The sequence below is a fragment of the Streptomyces sp. NPDC039609 genome (genome assembly GCF_055596705.1).
This window is the reverse complement of record NZ_JBVIUJ010000003.1, coordinates 215,884-241,617: the sequence shown is the minus strand read 5'-3', so window position 1 is coordinate 241,617 and position 25,734 is coordinate 215,884. Positions and strand designations below refer to the sequence as shown.

At 69.0% G+C, this 25,734-nt stretch carries 20 protein-coding genes; 11 read left to right on the top strand and 9 right to left on the bottom strand.

Annotation, left to right across the window (positions count from 1 at the left end):
* The first annotated feature begins 15 nt into the window (after positions 1-15).
* The 9 genes from ACZ561_RS10250 to ACZ561_RS10210 all read left to right on the top strand — a co-directional run bounded on the left by ACZ561_RS10250 (position 16) and on the right by ACZ561_RS10210 (position 9,838).
* Positions 16-1,173 (top strand): NAD(P)/FAD-dependent oxidoreductase, encoded by a 1,158-nt coding sequence (locus tag ACZ561_RS10250; RefSeq protein ID WP_470991946.1) that lies wholly within the window; start codon positions 16-18, stop codon positions 1,171-1,173.
* A 45-nt stretch (positions 1,174-1,218) separates the two neighbouring features.
* On the top strand, positions 1,219-1,533 hold the full coding sequence (locus ACZ561_RS10245) for a (2Fe-2S)-binding protein (protein WP_470991943.1): 315 nt from the start codon (positions 1,219-1,221) through the stop codon (positions 1,531-1,533).
* Complete coding sequence (locus tag ACZ561_RS10240; RefSeq protein WP_470991940.1) at positions 1,514-2,992, top strand: FAD-dependent oxidoreductase; 1,479 nt, start codon at positions 1,514-1,516, stop codon at positions 2,990-2,992. The genes ACZ561_RS10245 and ACZ561_RS10240 overlap by 20 nt, the downstream gene beginning before the upstream one ends.
* 109 nt (positions 2,993-3,101) lie before the next feature.
* Positions 3,102-4,010, top strand: a complete 909-nt coding sequence (locus ACZ561_RS10235; protein ID WP_470991937.1) for a dihydrodipicolinate synthase family protein — start codon at positions 3,102-3,104, stop codon at positions 4,008-4,010.
* A 113-nt stretch (positions 4,011-4,123) separates the two neighbouring features.
* On the top strand, positions 4,124-5,128 hold the full coding sequence (locus ACZ561_RS10230) for a proline racemase family protein (protein ID WP_470991934.1): 1,005 nt from the start codon (positions 4,124-4,126) through the stop codon (positions 5,126-5,128).
* Positions 5,125-6,498 (top strand): aldehyde dehydrogenase family protein, encoded by a 1,374-nt coding sequence (locus ACZ561_RS10225; RefSeq protein WP_470991930.1) that lies wholly within the window; start codon positions 5,125-5,127, stop codon positions 6,496-6,498. Before ACZ561_RS10230 ends, ACZ561_RS10225 begins: the two co-directional genes overlap by 4 nt.
* A gap of 55 nt (positions 6,499-6,553) precedes the next feature.
* On the top strand, positions 6,554-7,234 hold the full coding sequence (locus ACZ561_RS10220) for a GntR family transcriptional regulator (RefSeq protein WP_470991927.1): 681 nt from the start codon (positions 6,554-6,556) through the stop codon (positions 7,232-7,234).
* Between the two features lie 110 nt (positions 7,235-7,344).
* Positions 7,345-8,607: an alpha/beta fold hydrolase gene (locus ACZ561_RS10215; protein ID WP_470991924.1), complete on the top strand. Its 1,263-nt coding sequence runs from the start codon at positions 7,345-7,347 to the stop codon at positions 8,605-8,607.
* Between the two features lie 46 nt (positions 8,608-8,653).
* Complete coding sequence (locus ACZ561_RS10210; RefSeq protein ID WP_470991921.1) at positions 8,654-9,838, top strand: M6 family metalloprotease domain-containing protein; 1,185 nt, start codon at positions 8,654-8,656, stop codon at positions 9,836-9,838.
* Between the two features lie 672 nt (positions 9,839-10,510).
* Here ACZ561_RS10210 and ACZ561_RS10205 read toward each other — a convergent pair.
* From ACZ561_RS10205 to ACZ561_RS10195, 3 genes are all read right to left on the bottom strand, one after another.
* On the bottom strand, positions 10,511-10,915 hold the full coding sequence (locus tag ACZ561_RS10205) for an FKBP-type peptidyl-prolyl cis-trans isomerase (RefSeq protein WP_470991918.1): 405 nt from the start codon (positions 10,913-10,915) through the stop codon (positions 10,511-10,513).
* Between the two features lie 372 nt (positions 10,916-11,287).
* Positions 11,288-12,208 carry a hypothetical protein gene (locus ACZ561_RS10200; RefSeq protein WP_470991915.1) on the bottom strand — a complete coding sequence of 307 codons (921 nt, stop codon included), beginning with the start codon at positions 12,206-12,208 and terminating at the stop codon, positions 11,288-11,290.
* Positions 12,208-12,546, bottom strand: a complete 339-nt coding sequence (locus ACZ561_RS10195; protein ID WP_470991912.1) for a hypothetical protein — start codon at positions 12,544-12,546, stop codon at positions 12,208-12,210. Before ACZ561_RS10195 ends, ACZ561_RS10200 begins: the two co-directional genes overlap by 1 nt.
* Before the next feature lie 286 nt (positions 12,547-12,832).
* Between ACZ561_RS10195 and ACZ561_RS10190 the strand changes: the two genes are divergently transcribed.
* On the top strand, positions 12,833-16,465 hold the full coding sequence (locus ACZ561_RS10190) for a CHAT domain-containing protein (RefSeq protein ID WP_470991909.1): 3,633 nt from the start codon (positions 12,833-12,835) through the stop codon (positions 16,463-16,465).
* Positions 16,466-17,067: 602 nt separating this feature from the next.
* Here ACZ561_RS10190 and ACZ561_RS10185 read toward each other — a convergent pair.
* A complete protein-coding gene (locus tag ACZ561_RS10185; RefSeq protein ID WP_470991906.1) occupies positions 17,068-17,319 on the bottom strand; it encodes a hypothetical protein in 252 nt (83 codons plus the stop codon).
* A 239-nt stretch (positions 17,320-17,558) separates the two neighbouring features.
* Here ACZ561_RS10185 and ACZ561_RS10180 point away from each other — a divergent pair, with 239 nt between their 5' ends.
* Positions 17,559-18,308, top strand: a complete 750-nt coding sequence (locus tag ACZ561_RS10180; RefSeq protein WP_470991903.1) for a transposase — start codon at positions 17,559-17,561, stop codon at positions 18,306-18,308.
* A 6-nt stretch (positions 18,309-18,314) separates the two neighbouring features.
* Here the strand turns inward: ACZ561_RS10180 and ACZ561_RS10175 are convergent, their stop codons facing one another.
* The 5 genes from ACZ561_RS10175 to ACZ561_RS10155 form a co-directional block, all read right to left on the bottom strand.
* On the bottom strand, positions 18,315-19,091 hold the full coding sequence (locus ACZ561_RS10175) for a hypothetical protein (protein ID WP_470991900.1): 777 nt from the start codon (positions 19,089-19,091) through the stop codon (positions 18,315-18,317).
* A gap of 84 nt (positions 19,092-19,175) precedes the next feature.
* Positions 19,176-20,549, bottom strand: a complete 1,374-nt coding sequence (locus ACZ561_RS10170; protein WP_470991897.1) for a hypothetical protein — start codon at positions 20,547-20,549, stop codon at positions 19,176-19,178.
* 43 nt (positions 20,550-20,592) lie between these two features.
* Positions 20,593-22,041 carry a hypothetical protein gene (locus ACZ561_RS10165; protein ID WP_470991894.1) on the bottom strand — a complete coding sequence of 483 codons (1,449 nt, stop codon included), beginning with the start codon at positions 22,039-22,041 and terminating at the stop codon, positions 20,593-20,595.
* A 9-nt stretch (positions 22,042-22,050) separates the two neighbouring features.
* Entirely contained in the window at positions 22,051-23,616 is a 1,566-nt protein-coding gene (locus ACZ561_RS10160) for an nSTAND1 domain-containing NTPase (protein WP_470991891.1), read from the bottom strand.
* Positions 23,613-25,721, bottom strand: a complete 2,109-nt coding sequence (locus ACZ561_RS10155) for a CHAT domain-containing protein (RefSeq protein ID WP_470991888.1) — start codon at positions 25,719-25,721, stop codon at positions 23,613-23,615. The genes ACZ561_RS10160 and ACZ561_RS10155 overlap by 4 nt, the downstream gene beginning before the upstream one ends.
* Positions 25,722-25,734 lie beyond the last annotated feature (13 nt).

The window sequence follows — 25,734 nt, the reverse complement described above, 5'->3', positions numbered from 1 at the left end:
TGAAATATTACTGACGTGCTCACGAGAAACAGCTCGGATGTCATCGTCATCGGTGCCGGCGTGATCGGTGCGGCCTGCGCCTTCTACGCCGCTCGCGCCGGCCTCACCGTCACCGTCGTCGACCGCGGCTCCGTCGCCGGCGGTACGACCGGTGCAGGGGAGGGCAACCTTCTGGTCTCCGACAAGGAGCCGGGCCCCGAGCTCGAACTCGCTCTGCTCTCCGCCGGGTTGTGGAGCGACCTCGCCGGACTCCTGCCGGAGGAGATCGAGTACGAGGCCAAGGGCGGCCTCGTGGTCGCCTCCGGTGGGGCCGGGCTGCGAGCCCTGCGTGACTTCGCGGCCGGACAGGAGAAGGCGGGCGTCACCGCCCAGGAGGTGTCGGCGAACGGCATCCGCGACCTGGAGCCCCACCTGGCCCCCGGCCTGCCCGGCGGCTTCCTCTATCCGCAGGACGCCCAGGTCATGCCCGCGCTCGCCGCCGCTCACCTGCTGCGCGCGGCAGGAGAGCGGGTGTGTGTCCGGCTCGGCGAAGAGGTCGTCGGCCTGCTCACCGGCTCTGCCGGGGAGGTGCGCGGGGTGCGGACGGCGGCCGGGGAGATCCATGCGCCGTACGTGGTGAACGCCGCCGGGACCTGGGGCGGCGAACTCGCGCGGCTCGCGGGGGTGGAACTGCCCGTGCTGCCCCGCCGGGGTTTCGTCCTGGTCACCGAGCCGCTGCCGCGTGTGGTGCGCCACAAGGTATACGCGGCCGACTATGTCGCGGACGTGGCCAGTGGGTCGCCGGCGCTGCAGACCTCGGCCGTGGTCGAGGGCACCCCGGCGGGTCCGGTCCTGATCGGCGCGAGCCGGGAGCGCGTCGGCTTCGACCGGACGCTGTCCACCGAGGTCCTGCGCCGCCTCGCAGCCGGGGCCACCGAACTCTTCCCGGTCCTCGCGGGGGTCCGCGCGATCCGGACCTACGCGGGCTTCCGCCCGTACCTTCCGGATCATCTGCCGGCGATCGGACCCGACCCGCGGGTTCCCGGGCTGCTGCACGCGTGTGGACACGAAGGGGCGGGGATTGGGCTGGCGCCGGCGACCGGGCTGATCATCGCCGCCTGCCTGACCGGCGGTGAACCGCCCCTCGACATAAGGCCATTCAGACCGGAACGGTTCGACCCGCCCCCGCCATGAGCCCGCGCCCCCTTCGCGCGCCCACACACCCCGAGAGGAGGCCCCATGGCCCGTACCCCCGCCGACCTGGTCGGCGCACAGCCCGATCCGTCCTTCGAGATCACCTTCGACGGGCGCCCCGTCGCCGTCCTGCCCGGCCAGACAGTCGCCGCCGCCTTGTGGGGCGCCGACATCCTGGCCTGGCGCACCACCCGCGGCCGCGGCCAGCCACGCGGCGTGTTCTGCGGCATCGGCCAGTGCTACGACTGCCTCGCCACCGTCAACGGACAGCCCAACCGTCGGGCCTGCCTGGTCCCCGCCCAGCCCGGCGACGTGATCACCACCCAGGAAGGACACGGTCATGACCGACTCGGTGACTGAACCGTCCGGCCCTGACGACCTCGTGGTCATCGGAGCGGGTTCCGCCGGACTCGCCGGCGCTGTGACCGCCGCTGAACTCGGCCTCTCCGTCACCTTGCTGGACTCCTCCTCCCAGCCCGGTGGTCAGTTCTACCGGCATCCCGCACCGGCCCTGGGACCGGTGCGGCCCGAGGCGTTGCACCACGACTGGTCCGCCTTCACCGACCTGCGACGCCGCTTGGCGGCGAGCGGTGTCGTCCACCTCACCGGGCACCATGTGTGGTCCGTCGTGCGGGAGGCCGACGGCTTCTGGTCGGTGCACGCCGTCACCTGCGCCGACGGCACCGCGGAACGACCGGTCCGGGTGCGAGCCCGTGCGCTGCTGCTCGCCACCGGCGCGTACGAGCGTCAACTGCCCTTCCCCGGATGGACGCTGCCCGGCGTCGTGGGCGCCGGAGGGGCCCAGGCCATGCTCAAGTCCGGCCTGGTCCTGCCCGGTCGGCGCGTCGTGGTGGCGGGCAGCGGCCCCCTGCTGCTCGCCGTCGCATCGTCGCTGGCAGCGGCCGGCGCGCGGGTGCCGGCAGTGGTGGAGGCATCCGGATATCTGCGGTACGCCCGTCACCCCCGGGTACTCCTGACCAACCCCCAGAAGGCCGTCGAGGGCTTGGTCCACGGCGCCGCCCTGCTCCGCCACCGCGTCCGCGTACGGCCGCGCAGCGCGGTCACCGAGGTCCACGGCACCGACCGCGTCGAAGGCGTCACCGTCACGCGCCTGGACCGCGACTGGCGGCCCGTGAGGGGGACCGGCCGCCGGATCGTCTGCGACGCGCTCGCCGTCGGGCACGGGCTCGTGCCCCAGATCGAGCTGGCCACGTCGCTCGGCTGCGCCACCCGCGTTCTGCCGGACGGCACACTGGGGCTCGCTCTGGACGACCTTCAGGAGACCTCCGTCCGCGGCCTGTGGGCAGCGGGGGAGACCGGAGGCGTGGGCGGAGCCGAACTGGCTCGCGCCGAAGGAGAGCTGGCCGGGCGGGCGGTGGCCGCGCGACTGTGCGGCGGGCGGGGGGTCGGTACGGCGCGGTTCGCGGGACTCAGTCGCCGCCGGGACCGCATGCGCGCCTTCGCCGACGTCATGGCCGCCGCCCACGCCCCCGGCCCCGGCTGGAGCGCGTGGCTCGACGACGCCACGGACGTCTGCCGCTGCGAGGAGGTCACCGCGGGGCGGATCCGCGCGGCGGTCGCCGACCTCGGGGCGCGGGACTCACGGACGGTCAAGCTGCTCACCCGGGCCGGCATGGGCTGGTGCCAGGGGCGGATGTGCGGGACGGCCGTCGCCTGCCTGGCGGCCGACGACGGCCGGGGCGAACCCCCCGCGGAGCGGCGCCCGTTCGCCGTGCCGGTTCCGCTCGCCGCGCTCGCCGCGCTCCCGACGCCCGACGAGAACACGGCACCCGGGGGCGTGCAGGGCCAGGCCCCGTAGGCCGGAGCCCCGTAAGCCAAAGCCCTTGGGTCAGCAGTTCGTCGAGGATCCCCGGGTTCCTCGCGAGGCCCAGTGATATGTCACACACTATCGAGAGGTTCTGACCGATATGACCACCACCGGCTGGAACAGCGCACGTCCCTGGCGCGGCATCATGGTCGCCACCACCCTCCCCTTCCGCGAGGACCTGTCCGTCGACCACGACGCCTACGCCGAGCACGTGTCCTGGCTGATCGCCAACGGCTGCGACGGCGTCGTACCCAACGGCTCACTCGGCGAGTACCAGACCCTCACCGACGACGAGCGCGCCCAGGTCGTCCGTACCGCCGTCGAGGCGGCGGGCGACGGCGCGCGGGTCATGCCCGGCGTGGCCGCCTACGGCAGCACCGAGTCCAGGCGCTGGGCCGAACAGGCCGCCGAGGCCGGCTGCGGCTCGGTCCTTCTCCTGCCGCCGAACGCCTACCGCGCCGACGAGCAGGCGGTGAGCGCGCACTACGCGGAGGTCGCCGGCGCCGGCATCCCGGTCGTCGCGTACAACAACCCCATCGACACCAAGGTCGACCTCACTCCCGGTCTGCTTGCTCGTCTGCACGCCGAAGGCAGCATCGTGGCCGTGAAGGAGTTCAGTGGCGACGTCCGCAGGGCCTACGAGCTCGCAGAGCTCGCCCCGGAACTCGACCTCCTGATCGGCGCCGACGACGTTCTGCTGGAGCTGGCGCTGGCGGGCGCGGTCGGGTGGATCGCCGGCTACCCCAACGCCTTCCCCGCGAGCTGCGCCGAGCTGTACCGTGCCGCGGTCGCGGGTGATCTCGCCACCGCCCTGCCGCTGTACAAGTCCCTGCACTCGCTGCTGCGCTGGGACTCGAAGACCGAGTTCGTGCAGTCGATCAAGCTTTCCATGGACATCGCCGGCCGTCGAGGAGGCCCCACACGCCCGCCCCGGCTCCCGCTCACCGGCGCCACGGAGGCCGGAGTGCGGATCGCCACCGAGAAGGCCGTCGCTGACGGCCACCGCTGACGGCCACCGCTCAGGGCCGTTGGAGCGGCCCGCCCGGCGGACCCCCGCCGGCCTCCATGGCCGGCCGGGGACCGTTCCTCCGACCTGTCCGCCCAACGCCCGAAAGGAAGTCCATGCGTACGCGTCATGTCTTCCACGCCGTCGACTCGCACACCGAGGGCATGCCCACCCGTGTGATCACCGGGGGAGTCGGGGTGATCCCCGGCGCCACCATGGCCGAGCGCAGGCTGCACTTCATCGAGCACCTGGACCATCTCCGCACGCTCCTGATGTACGAGCCGCGCGGGCACGCCGCGATGAGCGGCGCGATCCTCCAGCCGCCCACCCGGCCCGACGCCGACTACGGAGTCCTCTACATCGAGGTCTCCGGAGTTCTCCCCATGTGCGGCCACGGCACCATCGGCGTCGCCACCGTCCTCGTCGAGACCGGCATGGTGCCGGTCACCGAACCGGTCACCACGGTCCGGCTGGACACCCCGGCCGGACTGGTGGCCGTCGACGTCCAGGTGGAGGACGGCGCGGCGAAGTCCGTCACCCTCACCAACGTGCCCGCATTCTGCGTCGGCCTGGACCGCAAGGTCACGGTCCCCGGACACGGGACGGTGACCTGCGACCTGGCCTTCGGCGGCAACTTCTACGCCTTCGTCCACCTGGACGACCTCGGTCTGCCGTTCGACCGCGACCGCAAGGACGACCTCCTCGCGGCCGGACTCGCGATCATGCAGGCGATCAACGCCTCGCCCGAGCGGCCGGTCCACCCGGAGAGGCCGGAGATCGCCGGGGTCAAGCACGTCTACCTCGCCGCCCCCGGCTCCGACGCCCGCCACTCCCGGCACGCCATGGCCATCCACCCCGGCTGGTTCGACCGGTCGCCGTGCGGCACCGGCACCTCGGCCCGCATGGCCCAGCTCCACGCACGCGGCGAGCTGCCGTTCGACACCGACTTCGTCAACGAATCCTTCATCGGCACCCGCTTCACCGGCCGGCTGACCGCCGAGACCGAGGTCGGCGGCCTGCCCGCCGTCGTCCCGACGGTGACCGGCCGCGCGTGGATCACTGGCACCGCCCAGTACTTCCTCGACCCGGACGACCCCTTCCCCGGAGGCTTCCTCCTGTGACCACCGCCTCTTCCACCATCATCTCCAGCAACCCGGCCGACCCGTCCGACGTGCTCCTGCAGATCCCGACGCCCGGGGCCTTCGCGGTCGCGGACGCCGTCGAGCGTGCCCGCGCGGCCCAGCCGGGCTGGCTGCACGCCGGTGCTGCCGCCCGCGCCGCCGCCCTGGGCGCAGTCGCCGCCGGACTCGAAGCGGCGGCCGACGAACTGGCCGCGCTCGCCGTCCGTGAGGTCGGCAAGCCCCTCACGGAAGCCCGCGCCGAGATCGCGCGCGCCGCCGCGATCTGGCGCTACTACGCCCAGGCCCCCTACGAGGCCGTCGGTGCCGTGTACGAGCCCGCGGCCGGCAGCGGACTCCTCCTGACGCGTCACCGCCCGCACGGAGTGGCCGGGCTCATCACGCCCTGGAACTTTCCCTTCGCCATCCCGACCTGGAAGGCAGCCCCGGCCCTCGCCGTCGGCAACACGGTCGTCCTCAAGCCCGCCCCCGAGGCCACCGCCTGTGCGCAGCGCCTCGCCGAGATCGTCCACCATGCCGTCCCCGCAGGCGTGTTCACCGTCCTGCCCGGAGGCGCGACGGAGGGGAACGCGCTCGTCTCCGCCGCGGACGTGGTCTCCTTCACGGGCTCCACCCCCGTCGGGCAGGCCGTCGCGCGCACCGCGACGGCCCGGGGCATCCCGGTCCAGGCCGAGATGGGCGGCCTGAACGCGGCGATCGTCCTGCCGGACGCCGATATCGAGCAGGCGGCGAGGCACATCGCCGCCGCCGTCGCCGGCTACGCGGGGCAGAAGTGCACCGCCACCAGCCGGGTGATCACCGTCGGCGCCGCCCGCGCCTCCCTGCGCGAGGCGCTCGCCGAAGAACTGCGGGCCCTGCCGGTCGGCGACCCGTCGGACCCCGTGACCGTCTGCGGCCCGCTGATCGGCGAGCAGGCCCGTGACCAGGCCGCCGAGGCGTGGAAGGGGCTGTCCGTACTCGCCGGAGGCACCCTGCCACCAGGACCTGGCTGGTACGCGGCGCCCACGCTCGTGGAGAAGGTCTCCCCGGGGCACAGGCTGCTGCGCGAGGAGGTCTTCGGTCCCCTGGCCGCCCTGCTGCCCGCCGACGACCTCGCCCACGCGGTGCGCATCGCCAACTCCGTGCCGTACGGCCTGGTCACCTCGGTCCACACCGCTGACCTGAGCACGGCCCTGGGTGCCCTCGACGGGCTCGACACCGGGATGATCCGGATCAACGCCCCGTCCACCGGCGTCGACTTCCACCTCCCCTTCGGAGGCGCCAAGGCGTCCAGCCTCGGGGCGCGCGAACAGGGCCGCGCGGCTCTGGAGTTCTACACGTCCGGCCGGACCTACACCCTGTCACCTGTCTGAGCAACGTGACATTGTACGGTGGTGGTCCGGACCTTACGGAAGGATCACCACCGCCATGGGGCACCTGACCCGCCGCGACCTCAACGCCACCCGGGAGCGGCTGCGCGACCAGGTCGCCCATGCCCTGCGTGCCGCCCTCATCTCGGGGGAGCTGCGCCCTGGAGGGGTGTACTCCGCGCCGACCCTGGCCGAGGACTTCGGCATCTCCGCCACCCCCGTTCGCGAGGCGATGCTCGACCTGGCTCGTGAGGGTCTGGTCGAGCCCGTCCGCAACAAGGGGTTCCGCGTCACCGAGGTCGACGAGCGCGACCTCGACCAGTACACGGAGATCCGGGCCCTCATCGAGATCCCGATGGTCGGCCGTGTGACGCGCACCGCCGCCCGTGAGGAGCTGGAGGTGTTGCGGCCGCTCGCCGAGGAGATCGTGCGCGCCGCCCGCGACCACGACCTCATCGGCTACCTGGAGGCGGACCGGCGCTTCCACCTCGCGCTCCTCGGCCTCGCGGGCAACGAACGGCTCGTCGAGACCGTGAGCGACCTGCGCAAGCGGACCCGCCTGTACGGCCTCACGGCCCTTGACGAGCGGGGCGAGCTCATCCCGTCCGCCGAGGAACACCTGGAACTCCTGGACGTCATGCTCGCCGGCGACGCCGAGCGCGCGGAAGCGTGCATGACCCGGCACCTGGGTCATGTCCGTTCCCTGTGGGCCAAGGGTGAAGGGGCGGCCGAGGCATAGCACGGGGTTATGGGCGGCTGGGGGCTCCCCCGCCGTGCGGCGTGGCGTCACACTGCTATGCAATGTCACATCCCACTGGCTCGGCCTTCTCCCGGCCGTGAAAGGGATCCATGAACCCCGCCTACGCCACCGTCGACCACACGTTCACCGTCCCCCTGGACCACAGGACTCCCGGCGGCCCCACGATCGAGGTCTTCGCCCGCGAAGTCGTCGACCCCGCCCGTGCGAACGCGGAACTGCCCTGGCTGCTGTACCTCCAGGGCGGCCCGGGCGGCAAATCGCCGCGTCCGTCCACCGGTTCGCCCGGCTGGCTGGACCAGGCGCTCAAGACCCATCGTGTCCTGCTGCTCGACCAGCGTGGCACCGGCCGCTCCACCCCCGTCACCGCCCGCTTTGCCGCCCGGCACTCCCCGGACCGGCTCGCCGCCCACCTGTCCTGCTTCCGCGCCGACGCGATCGTCGCCGACGCGGAACTGATCCGCCGGCAACTGTGCGGAGACGCCCCATGGGAGACCCTCGGCCAGAGCTACGGCGGCTTCATCACCCTCACCTACCTCTCCCAGGCCCCCGAGGGCCTGCGGGCCTGCTATGTCACCGGCGGCCTGCCCGGCCTCACCGCCACCGCCGACGACGTCTACGCCCGTACCTACCCCCGCGTCCGCGACCGGGTCCTCGACTTCTACGCCCGCTACCCCGAGGACGCCCCCCGCCTGCGGAAGATCGCAGACCTCCTCACGGCCGGCGACGTCCGCCTGCCGAACGGGGACCGGCTCACCCCGCACCGCCTCCGTACGCTCGGTCTCCTGCTCGGCATGGGTGACGGATTCGAGCGCCTGCACTGGCTGCTCGACGAAGCCCTCGACCCGGACGGCGCACCGACCGACACCTTCCTCCATCAGGTCATGACGCTGACGGGCTTCACCGACAACCCGCTCTTCGCCGTCATGCAGGAGACCCTGTACGGGCAGGGCTCCGGCCCCACCGGCTGGTCGGCCTCCCGAACCCTCACCACATGCGGCGAGTTCGCCGCGGACGCCGACCCCCTGCTGCTCACCGGCGAGATGATCTACCCCTGGATGTTCCGCGAGATCACGGGCCTTCGCCCCTTCGCCGACGCCGCCGACCTCCTGGCCGCCCGCACCGACTGGCCACCCCTCTACGACCCGCACCGCCTCGCCGCCAACGCGATCCCGCTCGCCGCGATCGTCTACCACGACGACATGTACGTCGACGCCGGCCTCTCGCTGCGCACGGCACGCGAGGTCGGATCCACCCGCGTCTGGGTCACCAACGAGTGGGAACACGACGGCGTCTCCAGCTCCGGCGGACGCGTCCTCGCCCGTCTGATGGACCTGGCCGCAGGCCGCGCGTAACCCCTCGCCGTCTTCTGCCCCTCCCTCCGCCCGCGACAGGAGAGCCATGTCCGCCCTGCCCCGCCTGCGTTCCCTCGCCGCCGCCGTCGCCCTCACCCCGTGCCTGATCACCGTGCCGGCGGCGCACGCGACCGCCTCGTCCGTCGCGCCACTCCGGTCCGCCGACTGCGCGCTGCCCGGCCGGACCGGCTGGACGGACGAAGGTCACGACACCGACCGCGTCCAGTTCCAGCCGGCCACCGGAACCCGCCGTGTCCTCACCGTGTACGTCGACTTCCCCGACGCACCGGCCACCGACACCACCGAGCCGTACGCCGCCCATCTCGCCCCCGCCGCCGACTGGATGCGCACGGCCAGCTACGGCCGCCTCCGCCTCTCCGTCACCTCCTTGTACCGGTGGGTCCGCATGCCGGCGGACTCGACCTCGTACGGTTTCGCGCGCGGGCTCACCTTCGAGGCCCACGAGAAGTACGTGCGCGACGCGATCGCCGCCGCCGACCCGTACGCGGACTTCTCCCGCTACGACATGGTCTACATCGTTCCCACCCGGACGGCGGCCGCGATTCCGTTCTCCCCGACCTACCTCTACGACCCCGCCACCCCCGGTGTGATCGCCGACGGCACCCGGCTCAAGTGGGCCGTGACCTTCGGTCAGGACATGTGGCGCTGGGGGCACAAGGTCGTCGCCCACGAGACCGGCCACACCTTCGGCCTGCCCGACCTCTACTCCTTCACCGGCCCCACCCACCAGTACGCGGGCGGCTGGGACATCATGGGCGACATCTCAGGGGCCGCCCCGCAGTTCCTCGGCTGGCACTCGTGGAAGCTGGGCTGGACTCGTGACCGACAGGTCGCCTGCCTCGCGGGCCCCGGTCACCGCACCGTACGCCTGACTCCCGTGGAACGCCCCGGAGGCACCAAGATCGCCGTACTGCGCACCGGTGAGACCACGGCGTACGTCGCCGAGTCCCGCCGCCCCGAACGAGACGACGACTCCGCCTGTTCCAGCGGTGTCCTCATCTACCGGATCGACTCCGCGACCCCGACCGGCGAGGGCCCGGTGCGCGTCATGCGCACCAACCCGTCCACGACGCCGCCCGCCGGCTGCACGCAGCTCGACCTCGCGGCGTTCCTGCCGGGCCAGACCTTCACCGACCCGGACACCGGCGTCCGGATCGCGGTCCGCGCAGGCGGACCGGCGGGGGATGTGGTCAGGCTCAGCAACACCTGAGAGGACCCTGACCTGCGAGGCTCCCCTGGCCGGTCACGGACGGCGAGACCTCCAAGGTCCGCCCGGCCGGGCGGCCGAGGCCCGGAGCAGGCGGTCGGTGTCATCTGAGGACCTGACAGCTTCTGGGAACACCTACCTTTCTTGCGGTCGCGTCCTACGACCAAGCAGCCGCCTCAGCACCTCACGGCGCGGCCTCCCGCCGAGGTCGCTCAGAAGAACCCGAGCTTCTTGGGGCTGTAACTCTGGAGGATGTTCTTCGTCTGCTGGTGGTACACAGGCCACACTGCTCCTGACCAGGCAAAATGAAGGTACTGTCCTTCGGTGGCGCGGTGTTGGCCCGTAACTGGCCCGGATCTTGGTCGTGGGGGAGTGAGGGGGCTGTTGTTTCGTGGCCGTAGCCGTCGGTGGACGCATGAGAACCCACGACAACACCAATCGCCGAAGGGCCGGCCGTCCCCTGCTGGTCACCGCCGCTTGTTGCTAGTTGGGAGCGTGCCGGCCCTGAAAGCCCCGTCTGGCTGCACCTCACGAACAACGGTGGAGGCTCGTGAAACCAGTGAGGCCCGTTCACGCAGTGCTTCGGCGGCGGCGGAACTGTTCGGACGCTGCGGAAGCGGAAGCGAGGAGAGGGTGACGACGCAGCACTGCGCAGGGGAGGAGCGGTCAGGGTCGCTAGGCGTTGCTCCACCCGGCTGTGCCGGAGTACGACTCGAGCAGGTCCACCACGAAGACCAGGGTCGAGCCCGCCGGGATCAACGGCGAGGGCGACTGCTTGCCGTAGCCGAGACGCGGGGGAACGATGATCTCGCGCCGGCCACCGACCTTCATCCCCCTCACCCCCCGGTCCCAGCCCTTGATGACCCTGCCACCGCCCAGGGCGAACTTGAACGGCTGGCCCCGGTCCCAGGAGGAATCGAACTCCTTCCCGGACTCGAAGGTGACCCCGACATAGTGAACCCTGACCACCATGCCCGGCTTCGCCTCGGGCCCGCCCCCGACGACCAGGTCGCGCATGGTCAGCTCGGTGGGAGCGTCACCCTCCGGAACGTCGACCTCGGGCTTCGTCAGTTCACTCATTGCCGCCTCTTCGCTCTTCATCGGAAGCCCTCGCATGGACCAGCCGGACGCGTGGACACTCCATGCAGCAGAAGGTCACGCTACCGAGAATGCCGATCCCCGGAGCCCCGGCCACACGTGATGATCTTTCGCAGCTCTTGGCCGTCGACGTGACGCCGTGCAGTGAGGCCCTGCCGACAGGTGGCGAAGCCGGTCCCCCCGACGCGCTTGCGAGCACGTGGCCGGGGCCGCGAACCGGCGTGCGTACGTGCTGTGCACTCTCCTCCTGGCGGTCCCGCAGTCCGGGCACGGTACGTCGGTGCGTTTGCTGCGGGCCTCGACCAGGACCGCTTCACCAAGAAGGTGGACCACGGCCAAGATCACGAACCTCCGTCACAGGGGGCCTTGCAGCCGACTGGAGATGGCTCGGCCCGTCTCGACGGTCGGTGGTGCGCCGGCGGGGATACCGAGTTTGTCAGCGAGATCGATCACGTGGAGATCGACCGCGGTCTCGATCAGGCTGGCGAGAACTTCGGCACTGCTGCGGGCCCGTACGACGCCGGCGACCACGAGGCAGGCACCGATCGGCGCGGCGGGCCACCATCCTGTGGCCAGCGCGCCGTACAGGAGTCCCCACGCGGTCAAGCGTGCGGCCGTTGTGTAGGAGTCGCGGGCACCGGTCACATCGCCGCGAAGGCTGTCGGGCAACACTGCCCACAACCGTGGCCAGGCCAATTCCAGTTCGAGGTCGTAGAGCGTGTGCGCACGCGTGGCGGCGTTTTGGAACCGGTTGCCGATCCATGTGGGTCGCGTAGGGGCCTCCGGCATGCGCCCTCCCCTGATCAACGCCATCCGGCGGCGCTCCGTACGCGCGGCGACGGCTCGGACAAAGGCGCGGGCGAGTGCCCCGCCGCGTAGGTGGGGGTCGGCCGCCCGCGAGATCGCTCGCCGTGCCCGCTCGGTGATGTGCCGGCGGCGCCGCCAGCGCACGGCCCAGGCCAGTGGAGGGTGCGCACCTGAGGCACCCCACAGGCGCTGAAGAAGGCCACCGAGGGCTCCGGCCGCCAATCCGGCGGCGCTGGAGCCGAGAAGGACTGCGGTGGCCATGAGCAGAACAGTGGCGGAGCTGCGTCCGGTCGGCTGCGCCGCGAGTCGATCCAGCCAAGTGGTCAGGCGGTCCACGTCGAACGGGTGGTCTTGGCCGAGTCTCGCCGCGACGGCGAGCGTGGCGACCCAGAGGAGACCGGGCAGGACCAGACCCTGTACCCATCGGTCCGCCAGCTTCGTGCCGATCGCGGCCAGGAATCCGGTCATCAACGCAGCCGAAATGGTGTCATCGGGGTGCCGCCCGCCGCGCACGCCGGCGGCGTTGGCGCCTCCTCAGAGAAGACGACCCGACCGCAGACGCCCTGCGGGCATATCCACTTGTCCTGTTCCACCGTTGCCGGGGGCCAGCCGAACCCCGCGGGGAGCTGCGCGTCGCCGTAGCTGCGGACGGTCACCGCGGCCAAGCCGTAGCGGGCGCAGGCGTCATCGATCGCGTCCAGGAGCGCCTTCGCGCGCTTCGCATCGACTTCGGTGCCCCCGCTCGGCATGGCCAGCAACTCGTCCAGCTCATTGCCTGCCCCGGCGTTGCGGATCTCCTGCTTCATCGAGTCGTGTCGACTGAGCTGGTCGCACAGGACACCCCACCGGTTTCGCACGCTACGCATCGCTTCCACCGCCCCAGAACGATTGGATGAAGGGCCGCCGCCCTGGCGGCCCGTGGCCCTACCGCCTCGGTACGAGCCGTCTGAGTAAGAAGCGTAGGTGCGGAAGGTGCCCACCGGGCTACGATCCGCACAAGAGCCACGTGTCTGAACGCACCCGCGACGCTGTCCGGGCGAAGGGCGGGAACGCGTCGGTTCGGGGACCGTCCGCGACAACGGGGGATCCAGGATGCGCAACCGCGACGCGGCGCTCGCCGCCGTCCAGCACTACCTCAATGAGGCTGCCGACACCCAAGGCGCGGAGGCCCTGTTCACCAATGACGCGCTGCGCCACGCCATGGAACTAGCCGCGGCCACGGACCCTGATACCGACCTCACCGCCGCGTACCTGCTCGGCATGTTCCACTGGCTCCGCCACCAGGCCCGGCCCGGCCGGACCCAACACGACTTCACTGAGGCCGCCCGCTTCCTCGCCCCCGTCCATCGTGAACAACCCGACGCCGTCCCGGGCCCCCTGCGCCGGCACTTTGCACTGGGCGACGGGGCTCCAGCGGACTTTGATGCCGTGCGCATGCAGGTCCAGGCCGCCGAACTGCTCAGCGCCCATGGCCGCACCGGAGAATTAACCCTGCTGCTCCAGGCCCTCACCCTCTTTCGCAGTCTGACGGCTGCCAGTCCAGCCGCCCATCCCGACCGCCCTGCGCATCTGAGCAATCTGGCGGTCGTGTTGCAGACGGTGTTCGAGCGGACGGGGGAGACAGAGGTGCTGGTCGAAGCGGTCGACCTCGGGCGGGCCGCGGTCGAGGCCACCCCCACTGGCCACCCCGGAGCCGCCGACCGCCTGAGCAACCTCGCCCTCGGGCTGCGCATGTTGTTCGAGCGGACGGGGGAGATCGAGGTGCTGGTCGAAGCGGTCGACGTCGCGCGGGCCGCGGTCGAGGCCACCCCCACTGGCCACCCCGAACGGTCCTATCGGCTGGATCGTCTCGCCGTCGGGCTGCGGATGCTGTTCGAGCGGACGGGGGAGACCGAGCGGCTGGCCGAAGCCTTCGACATCGCGCGGGCCGCGGTCGACGCCACCCCCGACGATCACCCCGGCCACGCTGCGAGCCTGAACATCTATGCCGGCATCCTGCGCCGGTCGTTCGAGCGGACCGGGCAGCTCGAGCTGCTGGTCGAATCGGTTGAGATGGGGCGGGCTTCGGTCGCAGACCTCCCCACTGACCACCCCGAATTCATTGAACGTGTGAACGACCTTGCCATCGCGCTGCGGATGCTGTTCGAGCAGACAGGGGAGACCGACTGGCTGGACAGAGCGATCGGTGCCGGGAGGGTCACGGTCGACGCCACATCGTCCGACCATCCCGAATGCGCCCGTAGCAGGAGCAATCTGGCATCCGCGCTGTTCAGGCTGTCGGAATGGAAGGGAGAGACCGAGCCGCTGGTCGAAGCGGTCGACCTCGGACGGGCCGCGCTCGCCGCCACCCCGTCCGACCATCCTGGACACGTGTATTCCCTCAACGTCCTCGCGCTTGTCCTATGGGCGCTGTTCGAGCGCACGGGGGAGACCGAGCTGTTGGTCGAGGCGGTCGGTGTCGGGAGGGCCACAGTCGCCGCCACCTCACCCGGTCACCCGGACCACGGGGTGGCCCTGAACACCATGGTGCTCGTCCTGCTGAGGTTGCTCGGGCGGACTCGCGAGGCCAAGTGGGCTGTCGAGGCGGTCGACTTCGGGCGGGCCGCGGTCGCAGCCACCATCGGCTACCCCAGCCACGCTTCGAACCAGAACAACCTCGTGGCCGCGTTGCTCAGCCTGTTCAGGCTGACGGGTGAGACTGCGTGGCTGGTTGAAGCAGTCGACACCGGGCGGGCCATGGTCGCCGGCCCCTTCTGGAGCCCGAACCCGACTGCCGGCGTGAACCTCGCGGTCGCCCTGCAGATGTTGTCCGAGCGGACGGGGGAGATCGCGCCGCTGGTCGAATCGGTCGACCTTGGGCGGGCCATGGTCGCCGTCACCCCCGTCGACGCCCCGGTCCGTGCCGTGCTCCTGGCCAACCATGGAATCGGTTTGCGGATGCTGTCCGAGCAAGCCGGCGAGTCTGGCCCGGTGGCCGAAGCGGTTCGCTGCCTCAGGCAGGTGGGCGAGAGTGCTGCCGCTGGGATCGGGTTGCGCATCCGTGCCTACGGGGAGGTTGCGATCTTGAGCAGCCGTCATGCGTTGGATGTTCAGGAGGCACTGGCGGCGGCGGAGGAGGTGGCCGCTCTGCTGCCACAGATCGCACCCGGCTCTCTGACCCGCAGTGACCAGGAGCATCAGCTGGTCCAGGTGGTGGCGTTGGCGGGGGTGGTGGCTGCTTCGGCGCTCGCTGCCGGTCACGCAGAGCGGGCGGTCGAGCTGCTGGAGCAGACGCGAGGGGTGCTCGTCGCCGACACGATCGGGGCCCGCAGCACCGACCTGTCCCGGCTGCAGGAGACAGCCCCCGAACTGGCGAAGGAATTCGAGGCGCTGAGGGCCCGCCGAGAGGACCTCGACGAGCGCAGCCGTGCGGCTACCGATGCGGTCGGCATGCCTGCTGTGTATCTCGACGACGCCGTCCAGGTGGGGCAGGCTGGCCGGACAGGCACACATCTCGCTGACGCCCGTCGCGACGCGCAGGGCGCGTGGGAGGCCCTGATCGGCCGCATCCGGGCCGTGGACGGTTTCGCGGACTTCCTCACCGTTCCGGGCATCGACGAGCTCACGGCACAGGCGCACGACGGGCCGGTGGTGTTCGTCTACACGAGCCCCTCCCGCAGCGACGCCCTCATCCTCACCGGCGACCCAGCGGCCCCGGTGCGCGTTGTTCCCCTCGACCGATTCACGCAGGACGACGCCGTCGGCCAGACCAACAGGCTCCTGGACGCTCAGCGTGCCACGGCCGACCCGGAGACCGACCCTGTGTCCCGCAGGGCGGCGCAGGGCGAGATCCTGGAGGTGCTCGCATGGTTGTGGGACACCGTGACCGAACCGGTTCTGACCGCAGCGGGAATGACCTCTGCCCCGCCACAGGGCATCACGTGGCCGCGCCTGTGGTGGTGCCCTGTGGGGATCCTCAGCGGGCTCCCACTGCACGCCGCCGGCTACCACGCAGACCTCCTTTCCGACCATCACGCTCACGGGGCGGCGCCGCGGACCGTAATGGACCGGGTCGTTTCGTCCTACACCCCCACGGTCCGCGGCCTGGCCTACGCCCGCGCGCAATCGACCCAACCGGCGAGCGAGGCCAGGGCCTCGACGGTGATCGTGGCGGTACCCGATGCTCCTGACATTCCGCCGCTGGAGGGGGTGAGCGACGAGGCCGCGACCCTGGAGGCACTGATTCCGGGCGCGCACCTGATGCCCCGCCCTGTACGGGAGGCTGTGCTCGCCGCACTGCCCCACCATCAGGTGGCGCATTTTGCCTGCCACGGTTGGGCGCTGCGGACCGATCCGGCCCGCAGCCGCCTTGCCCTCTACGACCACTTGACGGCTCCGCTGACCGTTACCGACATCGGCGCCGTGCGCCTGAAGGGTGGCCTCGCCTTCCTGTCGGCCTGTGACACCACCATCAGCAGCCCTCGGCTCGCGGACGAAGCCGTCCACATCACCGGTGCCTTCCACCTCGCAGGCTACCCCCACGTGATCGGCACCCTGTGGCGCGTCGTCGACCACGCTGCCCTGGACATCGCCGAGAGCTTCTACAGCCACCTGACCGACGACGGCACCAACCTGCCCGACGTCAGCCGCTCTGCCGAGGCCCTGCACCAGGCCGTACGACGCCTCCGGGACCGTTACCCTGCGACCCCCACCTACTGGGCCGCCCATACCCACACCGGTATCTGAACCGCCGCGACCGGCACGGGTCCTTGTCCGCCTTGCCTCACGACGCCGCAGACCGAGCCCGCTTGAGACCTCCGGCATGCCGGGATCTCGTTCTGGCTGCACTCCGGCGTGGATCCTGCCGAATGCGCGCGCCGGGCTGGCCAGAGCATCCAAGTGCCTTTCCAGTACTACGCCAAGTTCCTGGACGGTCTTCAGGAGCATTCCCACCGGCTCATCGAGGAGTCGATGCAGGACTGGAGCCGGCGCAGCGAGGACAGCAGCCCCAAGGGCTGAGCCGCAATCTGGCCCGTGTATGGCCCGGAACTGCTGGTCAGGACTGGGATACGGGTGGGATGAACTGGAAGAAGAGGAGTATTTCGACGCCTCCCCCATGGGGAGGGTCAGGTGCTCCAAGAAGGTTCCTGACCCGGGGAAAACCCCAGGTCAGGCGCTTTCTGTCGTGCTGCTAGAAGAAGCCCAGCTGCTTCGGCGAGTAGCTGACCAAAACGTTCTTCGAGTGCTGGTGGTACAAGCGCCACATAGCTCCTGACCAGGCAAACTGAAGGGATACGCCTTCGGTGGGCCAGTGCTGGCCCGCGACTGGCCCGGATCTTGGTCGTGGGTTACGGGGAGTCGACGAAATGCGATTGGTGGAGTTTGATCCTTTTCCCGGGCCGGCCCGTCACGGTGTCGACGATCGTGAGGTCGTCGGTCAGGACGCGTGCTCCTGCGTCGAAGAGGACGTGGCGGGTTGGGCAGAGGAGGCAAAGCAGGTTCTCGATGATGTCGGGTCCGTTGTCCTCTCTGGCTCGGATATGGGCTGCTTCGCTGTAGCGCTGGCGCAGTGAGGGCAGGAACAGGACCGTGGAACACATCTGGCAACGGTCCTGGTACCACTGCTTGAGTTTGCATACGGCTGCCAAGGCTGATTCCTGTGCGTGGCTCTGCTGGGCGGCTGCCACTGTTCGCATTCCGGCGCACTCGAGTGAGCGTTTTCAGCGTGGCCACTGATCGGGTGACGCCGGTCAGGTCGGGGTGAGGGCCGCAACGCACAAAGCTCCCGTGCCGTTGAGGGAGGTGTTCGACGTCTCAACCCACCGGCACAGGAGCCCTGTTGGTTCCCTATCCTGCCGCACTCGACCTCCCTCACGCCCTGGTCGAGTGGGTCACCATGCTCATCGTCACCCGCGAGGGTGACCGCCGCTGCAAACTCCCGCCGCACCGGCGTGCGCTCGTCGCTCTGGTGTACCTGCGCCGCCACGACACCCTCACCCGCATCGCGTCCGGCTTCGGGATATCCGTCGGCACCGCCCACGCATACGTCACCAGTGTGACCGGCCTGCTCGCCGACCGGGCCCCTGGCCTGCTCAAGACGGTGCGTGAGCACGATCCGGAGTTCGTCCTGCTGGACGGCACTCTCGCCGAGTGCGACCGTGTCGGCGACAGCCGGGCGGACTACTCGGCCAAGCACCGCCGGCACGGCGTGAACGTCCAGGTCGTCACCGACCCCACAGGCGAGGTCCTGTGGATCTCGCCCGCGCTGCCGGGCCGCACTCACGACCTCACCGCAGCCCGCACTCACCACATCATCCGGATCTGCGAGCGTCAGGGCGTCCCGATCCTCGCCGACCGCGCCTACCAGGGCGCCGGGCCCTGGGTCACTACCGGGCTCAAACGGCCACCGGGCGGGGAACTCACTCTCACCCAACGCACCGTCAACCGGGCACTGGCCACGGCGAGGGCACCGGTCGAACGCGGCATGGCACGGCTGAAGTCCTGGCAGATCTTCCGCAGATCCCGCATCAGCCCCAACCGCATGACCGTCATCACCAAAGCCGTCCTCACCCTGGAGAGGCAACGCTGAAAACGCTCAGTGAATCGGAGAGGCATCTCCCTCCGGTGCTGATACGCCGAAGAGCCGGTCGTCCAGGTTCTTGACGACCGGTTCCACCGTGCTGAGGTCCATGCCGGCGAGGTGCGCCGTCTCCAGGAAGGCGCGGTGGGCGAGTGGCCAGGCGGCCTCGATGCGGGCGCTGTGGATGGCGCTGCGTTCGGTAGCCACGAGCGATCCGGCGATGTTAGAGACGTGATCGCCGCTCCGGGCGAAGAATTCGGCGTAGTGCGCGGGAAGGGTGGCGTCCCAGCTGTGCTCGGCCTCGCGAAGTGCCTGCCACTGCTGCTGGGTGTGAGTGGTGTAGGTCAGGATCGGGCGGTTGTTGAAGGCCCAGCCGTATGCCGCTGCCAGCTCGTGCCGCCAACTACCCAACGTCGATTCGGCGCGCTGGGCGGGCGCTGTCCCCCGGGCGAAATGCAGGACGCGGGAAGAAGCGGCAACGTCAGTGGAAAGGAAGCCCCGCCACTCGCTTGCGGACAAGTCCCACAGGGATCCGAACTGCCCTGTGCTGGCGTTGTCCGCTCGACGGGTGGCGCGGGATGCCCTGCTGAGCAACTGGTGGTCCGTCATGTCGCAGTGGGCGACCAACGGGGCCGGCCCGTTGAGGAGCTGGGGGAGGAGATGATGAAGCGACTCGCCGTCGGACGGGTCGGAACGCACGAGAGACGTCCAGACAGCCACCGGGGCGTCCGGCGATGTACTGACCGAGACCGCGGGGGCGATGGCTGCAGACCACCAGCTGATCGCCGCCACATAGAGGTCCGCCGGGGAAGCTGCCCCACGAATGGGTCCGCCGCCGTGGGGCGATGCGGGGCTTGCCGACCGTTCCGACCAGCCTCAGTGGTCGTCGGCTGCCACCGCCTGCCAGATCGCATGGGCCACGGGCGGGTGGCAGATGTCGCTATGGGCGCCGGAAAGACCTCTCCCGGATTTGATCACTCCGCTCGCGTCCAGGTTGTATACGCCCTGAGGTTGGAAGTCGTACAACGTGTCCATGGGCCCCAGGAGTCCGTCGGTCAGGCCGATGCCGGGACCACGTACGCCGAACGTGCCAATCCCGCCGTAGGTAGGCAGATCACCGACCTCGAAGTCGACTTGGTTCGCTGCCCCCGCGCCCAGGGGGTAGAAGGTCCGGACCGCGCGGTCGTGAATTGAGGTTGTGGCGAGCACCGGTCCGCTCACCAGCCCGTCCGCCAGGACTCGATGGAAGTAGCCCGGTCGGTCGGGCCTCGGCGGGATACTCGAGCAGAACGACCAGAGCGACATCGCTCCCTGCACGAGGACGAGCGTGTCCGCCAGAGGGCGGTTGGCCTGGTCCCGAGCGGCCCTCGCGATGGCAGCGCAGACGACTATGCAGCCGAAGCTGTGCCCCATCAGGTGAATGCGTGCGGTCGATGCCGCGCCTCTCAAGTTGTTGAGAAGCGTGGCCGCCCCGCTCTCGCCGAAGGTCCGGGCTCGTCGCTTCATCTGCCAGAACGTCAGAACACGCAGCGGTGAGAGAACTCCTCCGAACGACGGCCCGCCGAACGACGCGAACTCCTCCAACTGGCAGGCTTGATATGTGGCTTCCGCATTAAAGGCTTTGCGATCCTCACCGGGCGCCGCTCCCGCCCCGTCGCTACTCATGCCTGCCTCCGCGTCAATCACCTCGTATGCCCTCTGTACTGGTTCGGGCAGGACCAGGGGTGCAGCGTCCAGCAGGGCGCTCTGCAGGATCGTGCGCAGAGCCTGACGCGTCTGTGGCGTGTCCGCGAGCAACGCCGCGTAGTGGTCGACGAGCCAGTCGATCCCGGCGCTGGGCTCCTCGTGTGCGGTGCCGGAGGATGCGGTGTCCGGTGGCGCCGCGTCGACCGGCACGGCGTACGCCCCACCTGGATGGTCTGCGAGATCTTCGTCGCTCCAAGCCTTGCTCGGCCAGTGCAGGCCGACCAGCAGGGGCCGGTATCCGCCGGGGCGCTCAGCCAGCGCGCCCCGGTCGTCGGCACAGGACTCCATCGCCGTGATCCAGCGGCTGTACTGGATGCGGGATCCCGGGACGTCTGCGTTCCAGCCGTGGCTAAAGAGGAACACGTCCGTGGGGCGAGCGGCAGCGGCATGGCGGAGCAGGACCGGACTGTACGGTCCGTTGGCCTCCACCCGTTCGCGGCCTTTGGCGTCGAAGGCGACGAGATGGTACTGGGTTTCGGTCCCCGGTACGGTTTCGGCAGGCATTCGATCCTCCTCAGGTGACTCCAGGCGCTCCAGACGTGCTCCGTCACTGGCGAACGGCCCGAACAGCGGGGTCCCCAATGACGATGTAGTTTCGCGCGTCGTTGTTGGCAGTCCACAGTCCGACCAGGTCCCGGTCCCCAACGCGCAACCCCACGCGCTCGAGCAGGTCCAGCTTGCTGGTGAGCTCTGTGGAGACCTCCGCATACCGTGACTTCAGGGACTCCATGGCGTGGCCGATCCTGTTGCCGTCGAGGGCGGCCAGCAGAGTGCTGGTCATCGCGGTGATCTGCGGAGTCAGGCCGCCCCACAGAAACGAGCAGCTCCACGCGCGGTCCACGTGGCCGACGAAGGCCAGTGCACCGCCAGCGGCGTTGCCGAGCAGCCGCTGAGGGAGGCGGGCCACGAAGGGCGATTCAGCGGCAGGGGGAGGCTGGTTGGCGGCGTTCTCCGGGAACTCGGCCACGGCGGGCGTACCGGCCCCATAGCAACAGAAGGAGAACATGACCCGCGGAATGACCGGGCGATCGTTGGGGACGTCCGCTCCTGCCAGGTAGTGGTCGCCGCAGATCCTGCCCGGCTTCGTCAAGGGACCGGGCCAGTCCTGGCAGAGCAGTGCGCCCTGGGTCTCTCGCCGCCCGTCGGCCGAACGGCCCAGGCCATGGGTCGCAGTGAAGATTACTTCGGGGGCTGATGCGTCGAACAGTAGACTGTGGAGGCGCTCCTTGATCGCCCCCTCGCCGATGTCGTGGGTGAGACCGACTCCGGGGGCGAGTGAGGCCAGATCGACGGCGAGCGGCTCGATCAGCCGTGACGCGCTGAGCGCCGTCGGCGTGTCACCGGGGTTGCGTGTGCCGAACAGGTGCACTCGTGGTCCCTCGCGCGATGCCGGCTCAGAGACGGAGCCTCTCTCACCGGCGATCACTGAGACCGCGTAGGACTCGTATTCCTCAGCGGTGTCGAAGTGCACACGGCCCACCGCGTAACTGACACCGAGCCGGTATTGGAAGGAGAAGGGGATCTGTTCCGGGCTGCCTGCCAGCAGCAGGTAATACGGCATGATCCGCGGGTCCACGGGTCCAGGCGCAAGGCGATGCCGCGACCGGAACTCCTCAACGGTCTCTCCGGTCTTCACCGTGAGTTCCCGGTACAGATCGCCGGCTTGCTGCTGCCGCAGGCGCCGCAGGGGTTCGAGGGCAGCCAAGACCGCCGGGTCCGTCTCCTCCGGTGTGAGCAGTGCCCAGCCTACCGACGCCAGCTCCTCGGGATTCCGTCCATACATCACCGCCAAGTGCGCTTCGTCCCGGTGACGTCGGTTCCTGAGCTCCAGAAGATGCTGTCCCTCTGACTGAACCCCGCCTTGGATCTGCTCGGCCAGAGCAGAAAGCGGCGTCGGGGCGAAGAGATAAGAACCGGTGTCCGCGTCGACCCCGTTGAAGATGGCCTGCCACTCTTCGGTTCCAGGCACGTCGCCTGCGCCGGGTGCATGGGACATGGCCGCCTCCTATACCAGCAGGATGATGAGGAGGATGATCACCCCGAACTGGATGAGGCAGAGCACGGCGAGCATCTTCAGAGCGCTGCGGGCGGCCCACATCAGCCGGCCGCGCTGCGCCTCCTCCATGGAGGCCGCACGGAATTCGCGTTCTGTCGCTGTCAGGTCCTCATCCTTGCCCAGCGCCAAGCGGGGAATCTCGCGTGACGGGGCCAGGAGTGCCTTGGGCCGCCCGCTGCGCTGCCAGTCGTGCGCGGTGACCCGCCATGGGAGGAGGTTGGCCCAGCGCCAAAAATCGTTGCTCCGCTGCACCGCTGTGATGAGTCGATCGTGCTCGAGCTCGTACCAGGTGTTCTGGGCACGAGTGTCGGCCCGGATGAGATGCGAGTCCTCCAACACCCTCAGTAGCTGTGCGCCCTCCTCCCCCGGTGCTGGTCTTGTGACCGTCTGGCTGCGGAAGCCCTGTGTTGTGATCAGGTGGTTCTCGAACCAGTCGCGTATCGCCTGCTGGGGCACGCCCGTCGTCGATGCAGCGTCGGACACGCAGTCCCCGTAGAACCGGCTAAGTGCGTCGTCGATGTCGGCCGCCTCTACGTCGTCGATGCTGATGGCATCGAAGCCTTCGTGACTCGCCGCTTTGACCTCTCGCCACAGGCGGTGGCAGACGACCTGCAGTTGAACGGGCTCCACGTAGGGTGTCTGCTGCCACTCGCTCGGGTGATCGGGACTGCTCACCTTGGTCGTGGCCAGCCGCTCGATGAGTGCCTGTGCCCCGGCGTCCGAGAATCGGACTCCCCGGTTCTCAGCTGGACGCTGGATCGCCAGGCGCGCCTCCTGATGTGTGAGGAAATCGAGGCGGTACCGCGCGCGCAGCTGGCCAGGGAGAAGCTTGCGGTACGGCTCCAAACCCCCCATGTAGTCCTCGCGCATCGCGAGCAGCAACCAGAGCCTGTGTGGCCAGGTCCGTTCAGGGGGCTCGTCCGGAGCCTGGGGTTCCGTCACCTGATCGGGGGCATCGGGCCCACAGGAACTGGCGAAGTTGCTCAGCACGCCGCCCAGTTCCTCGAAGAACTCCGTCTTCTGCTCCCAGTCGGTGGGGTCGAGGGTCAGGACCTCCTCGAATTGGTCGATGAGCAAGACCGGCTCCTGTAGTGGGCCGAATGGCGGCTCGGCCTCAGCCATGGCGCGATCAAGGACCTGCCGAAGCGTGCAGGACGCGAACAGTTGCGGATCGGTGGACCGCTGGCCGAGCAAGTGTAGCGCCAGACTGTAGACATACCGATTGCGGACCTGTAGTCCGGGCGGCGGGAGTTTGTCTACTCGAGCCGGCCCAAGGGAACGGAAGCCGCCTTCGGCGAGGATCCCCATAACCGCTGACTGGATCAGAGAGGTCTTCCCGGCCCCGGACGGTGAGTGGAGCAGCACTACACGTTCTGCGACGACGAGATTCGCGAGCTCGCTGGCTTCGCGCGCACGGTTCGGTAGATGTTCGCCCGACTGGAAGGCTCGCGGCCCGATATATGGATTGCTGCGCGAACCGGTCACCCAGGTGGTCGGCATGGTTTCGGCTTTCATCGGACACCTCCCTCCAGCTGCCGTTTCAGCTCAGCGAGGAAGTTCTGGGTGGTGCCCCAGAAGATCTTTACGTTGTCTGGCCGAAAATACGACTGCAGATACTTTTGTGCAGCTTCCGGCTCGATGAGCTCATTGTCGGGCCGGAGCTGGACCGCAACGTTGTCCGAATCGCTCACCCCTGGGTAGCCGAGGAAGCTCTTTATGCTCTGGAAGACCACTCGAAAATCCCAGTCGTCCAGCTGGTATCCGAGGAACATCAGCGAGGCACCGCTCATGTTGCCCCGCACGAGTTCGGGAACCTCGGGGCGTTTGTCGATCCATGCGGTGAGCCATGCGAAATAGTCATCCTCCGTCAGGACGAGTGAAGTCGGGTTCTCGAGACGCCCGAAGAGGTGATAGACCCAAGGTTTCTCCACCGACGGCAGAACGGAGGTGTCGACTCTGTTCCATTGCGCGCGGGGTGTCCACGGGAAGCACATAGTCACCGGAGATTTGTTCTCTCCTTCTCGCAGGGCGGCTTGGAGGAGGTCGGTCCACCCGGTAGTCACATACACCTTGATCGGCAGCGACGCAAGGACGCGATACGGATCGTCGTCGCATGCGGCGCGGAGCTTGCGTCCAACCTCGACTATGGCACCCGCAGGATCCTCTTCTATCGTCGAAGACGATAGCGAGGTAAACGGGTCGGCGCCCTCGGCGTTGGCCTTCCTCTCCCGGAATTCGGTTTTCAAATAGTCCTCTAGGTAGGCGCTGACCATGTTCGGTGAATAGGAGACGCGGAGGTATTGGGCGACCTGGGCAAGATTTCCGTGCCCGTGCGGGGCAATCGGCATCTGCCAACGACGCACCCACCTGCGGGCGATCTCCTGCCGCGAACCCAGGATCCCGTCAGCCAGACCGGGCCCGAGGATGGGAGTGAATCGGCCACTCCGGGCCATGGTTACCAAAGCTGTCCAAGTCTTCGTCAGGTCACCGGTGGGCGTCAGGCGGTGATATGCCTGGCCGGAGCGCAGCCGGGAGAAGAGCACGGGAACCCACCAGTCCGGCCGATCCCGGATCGCGTTCCGCGCGGTGGCCATCGCCCGGTCGACGGCCAGATCTTCCGCGAATCTCTTGAAGAACGTGGGCGTGAAGATGTCGGCGGATGTCTTGGTGATGTTGCCTTGCATTGCCACAACGGCGCCGACACCCGCACTCGCCAGCCTCGGTCCGAGTGCTGCTAGCACGCCATTGTCGTCACTGCGCAGTTCGTCGTCGTCGCCATGGAAATCGGCATCGCTGCCAGCGGACTGACAGGAGATCAGAACCGCCAGAGTTGGCTTCCGTTCGAGTCCACGGATACGGTCGGCAAGTTGGACCGCGTCGACCGGGTCGGCGGTACCGTCCGACGACTCCAAGAATACTATGGGGCGATCGTGGTACATGGTCCCGTGGCAGACGATGTAGAGTATGTCGAAAGCACCCTGGAAGTCGTCTATGCGCCGCATGATCTGGTCCAAGGTCGGCCGAGCTTCCGGCCCGGCGAGCGTCTGGCATCGATAGGGTTGGAGCGCAGTCCAGGCGTGTTGCAGTTCTTCATTAACGTTGATGGGAGCCAGCGGCTTCCGTTGTGGCCCCGGTGCGAACTCGTGCAAATTGTTCGGCGAGGCGATCACGATAAGAGCCCGTGTGTCATGTGCGGGACGTGAGGGCAGCGGATTCCAGTCGGCGTTGGCGAGGTACCTCGACAGCAGCATATTGCTGCTCGTGGCTATAGGATGACTTCCGTCAGGTGTGCGCAGCAGCTCCCAATGGACCGAATGATACTTCGCTGGACCATCGAGATGAATACGGAAATGCACATTGCTGCCGCCTGCAGCAGCAATTGCCTTTTCGAAGAAATTGGCTGTTTCGTCTGACTGACCGAACACCATTTCAGTCAGAGTCCGACCGTAGGCGTCGGCGTCATCCAGGTGCCGCCCGAGTTCTTCTAGATCTATCGATAGCGGCGCACTCGGATGCTGCGGCCAGTCGGCTGAAGTGGAGTCCCAGTAGCGAAGGTTGATATCGAAAGCATCCTGGTATTTCTTCCAGGCCAAGCCGAACTCAAAGTTGACGTCAGACATGACTCCTCCGCAT

Coding starts and splice junctions, on each gene's coding strand:
- ACZ561_RS10235 (WP_470991937.1), top strand. CDS start 3,102: ATGACCACCACCGGCTGGAACAGCGCACGTCCCTGGCGCGGCATCATG.
- ACZ561_RS10190 (WP_470991909.1), top strand. CDS start 12,833: ATGCGCAACCGCGACGCGGCGCTCGCCGCCGTCCAGCACTACCTCAAT.
- ACZ561_RS10165 (WP_470991894.1), bottom strand. CDS start 22,041: ATGTCCCATGCACCCGGCGCAGGCGACGTGCCTGGAACCGAAGAGTGG.
- ACZ561_RS10200 (WP_470991915.1), bottom strand. CDS start 12,208: ATGACCGGATTCCTGGCCGCGATCGGCACGAAGCTGGCGGACCGATGG.
- ACZ561_RS10195 (WP_470991912.1), bottom strand. CDS start 12,546: ATGAAGCAGGAGATCCGCAACGCCGGGGCAGGCAATGAGCTGGACGAG.
- ACZ561_RS10170 (WP_470991897.1), bottom strand. CDS start 20,549: ATGCCTGCCGAAACCGTACCGGGGACCGAAACCCAGTACCATCTCGTC.
- ACZ561_RS10215 (WP_470991924.1), top strand. CDS start 7,345: ATGAACCCCGCCTACGCCACCGTCGACCACACGTTCACCGTCCCCCTG.
- ACZ561_RS10155 (WP_470991888.1), bottom strand. CDS start 25,721: ATGTCTGACGTCAACTTTGAGTTCGGCTTGGCCTGGAAGAAATACCAG.
- ACZ561_RS10220 (WP_470991927.1), top strand. CDS start 6,554: ATGGGGCACCTGACCCGCCGCGACCTCAACGCCACCCGGGAGCGGCTG.
- ACZ561_RS10245 (WP_470991943.1), top strand. CDS start 1,219: ATGGCCCGTACCCCCGCCGACCTGGTCGGCGCACAGCCCGATCCGTCC.
- ACZ561_RS10240 (WP_470991940.1), top strand. CDS start 1,514: ATGACCGACTCGGTGACTGAACCGTCCGGCCCTGACGACCTCGTGGTC.
- ACZ561_RS10205 (WP_470991918.1), bottom strand. CDS start 10,915: ATGAGTGAACTGACGAAGCCCGAGGTCGACGTTCCGGAGGGTGACGCT.
- ACZ561_RS10230 (WP_470991934.1), top strand. CDS start 4,124: ATGCGTACGCGTCATGTCTTCCACGCCGTCGACTCGCACACCGAGGGC.
- ACZ561_RS10160 (WP_470991891.1), bottom strand. CDS start 23,616: ATGAAAGCCGAAACCATGCCGACCACCTGGGTGACCGGTTCGCGCAGC.
- ACZ561_RS10185 (WP_470991906.1), bottom strand. CDS start 17,319: ATGTGTTCCACGGTCCTGTTCCTGCCCTCACTGCGCCAGCGCTACAGC.
- ACZ561_RS10210 (WP_470991921.1), top strand. CDS start 8,654: ATGTCCGCCCTGCCCCGCCTGCGTTCCCTCGCCGCCGCCGTCGCCCTC.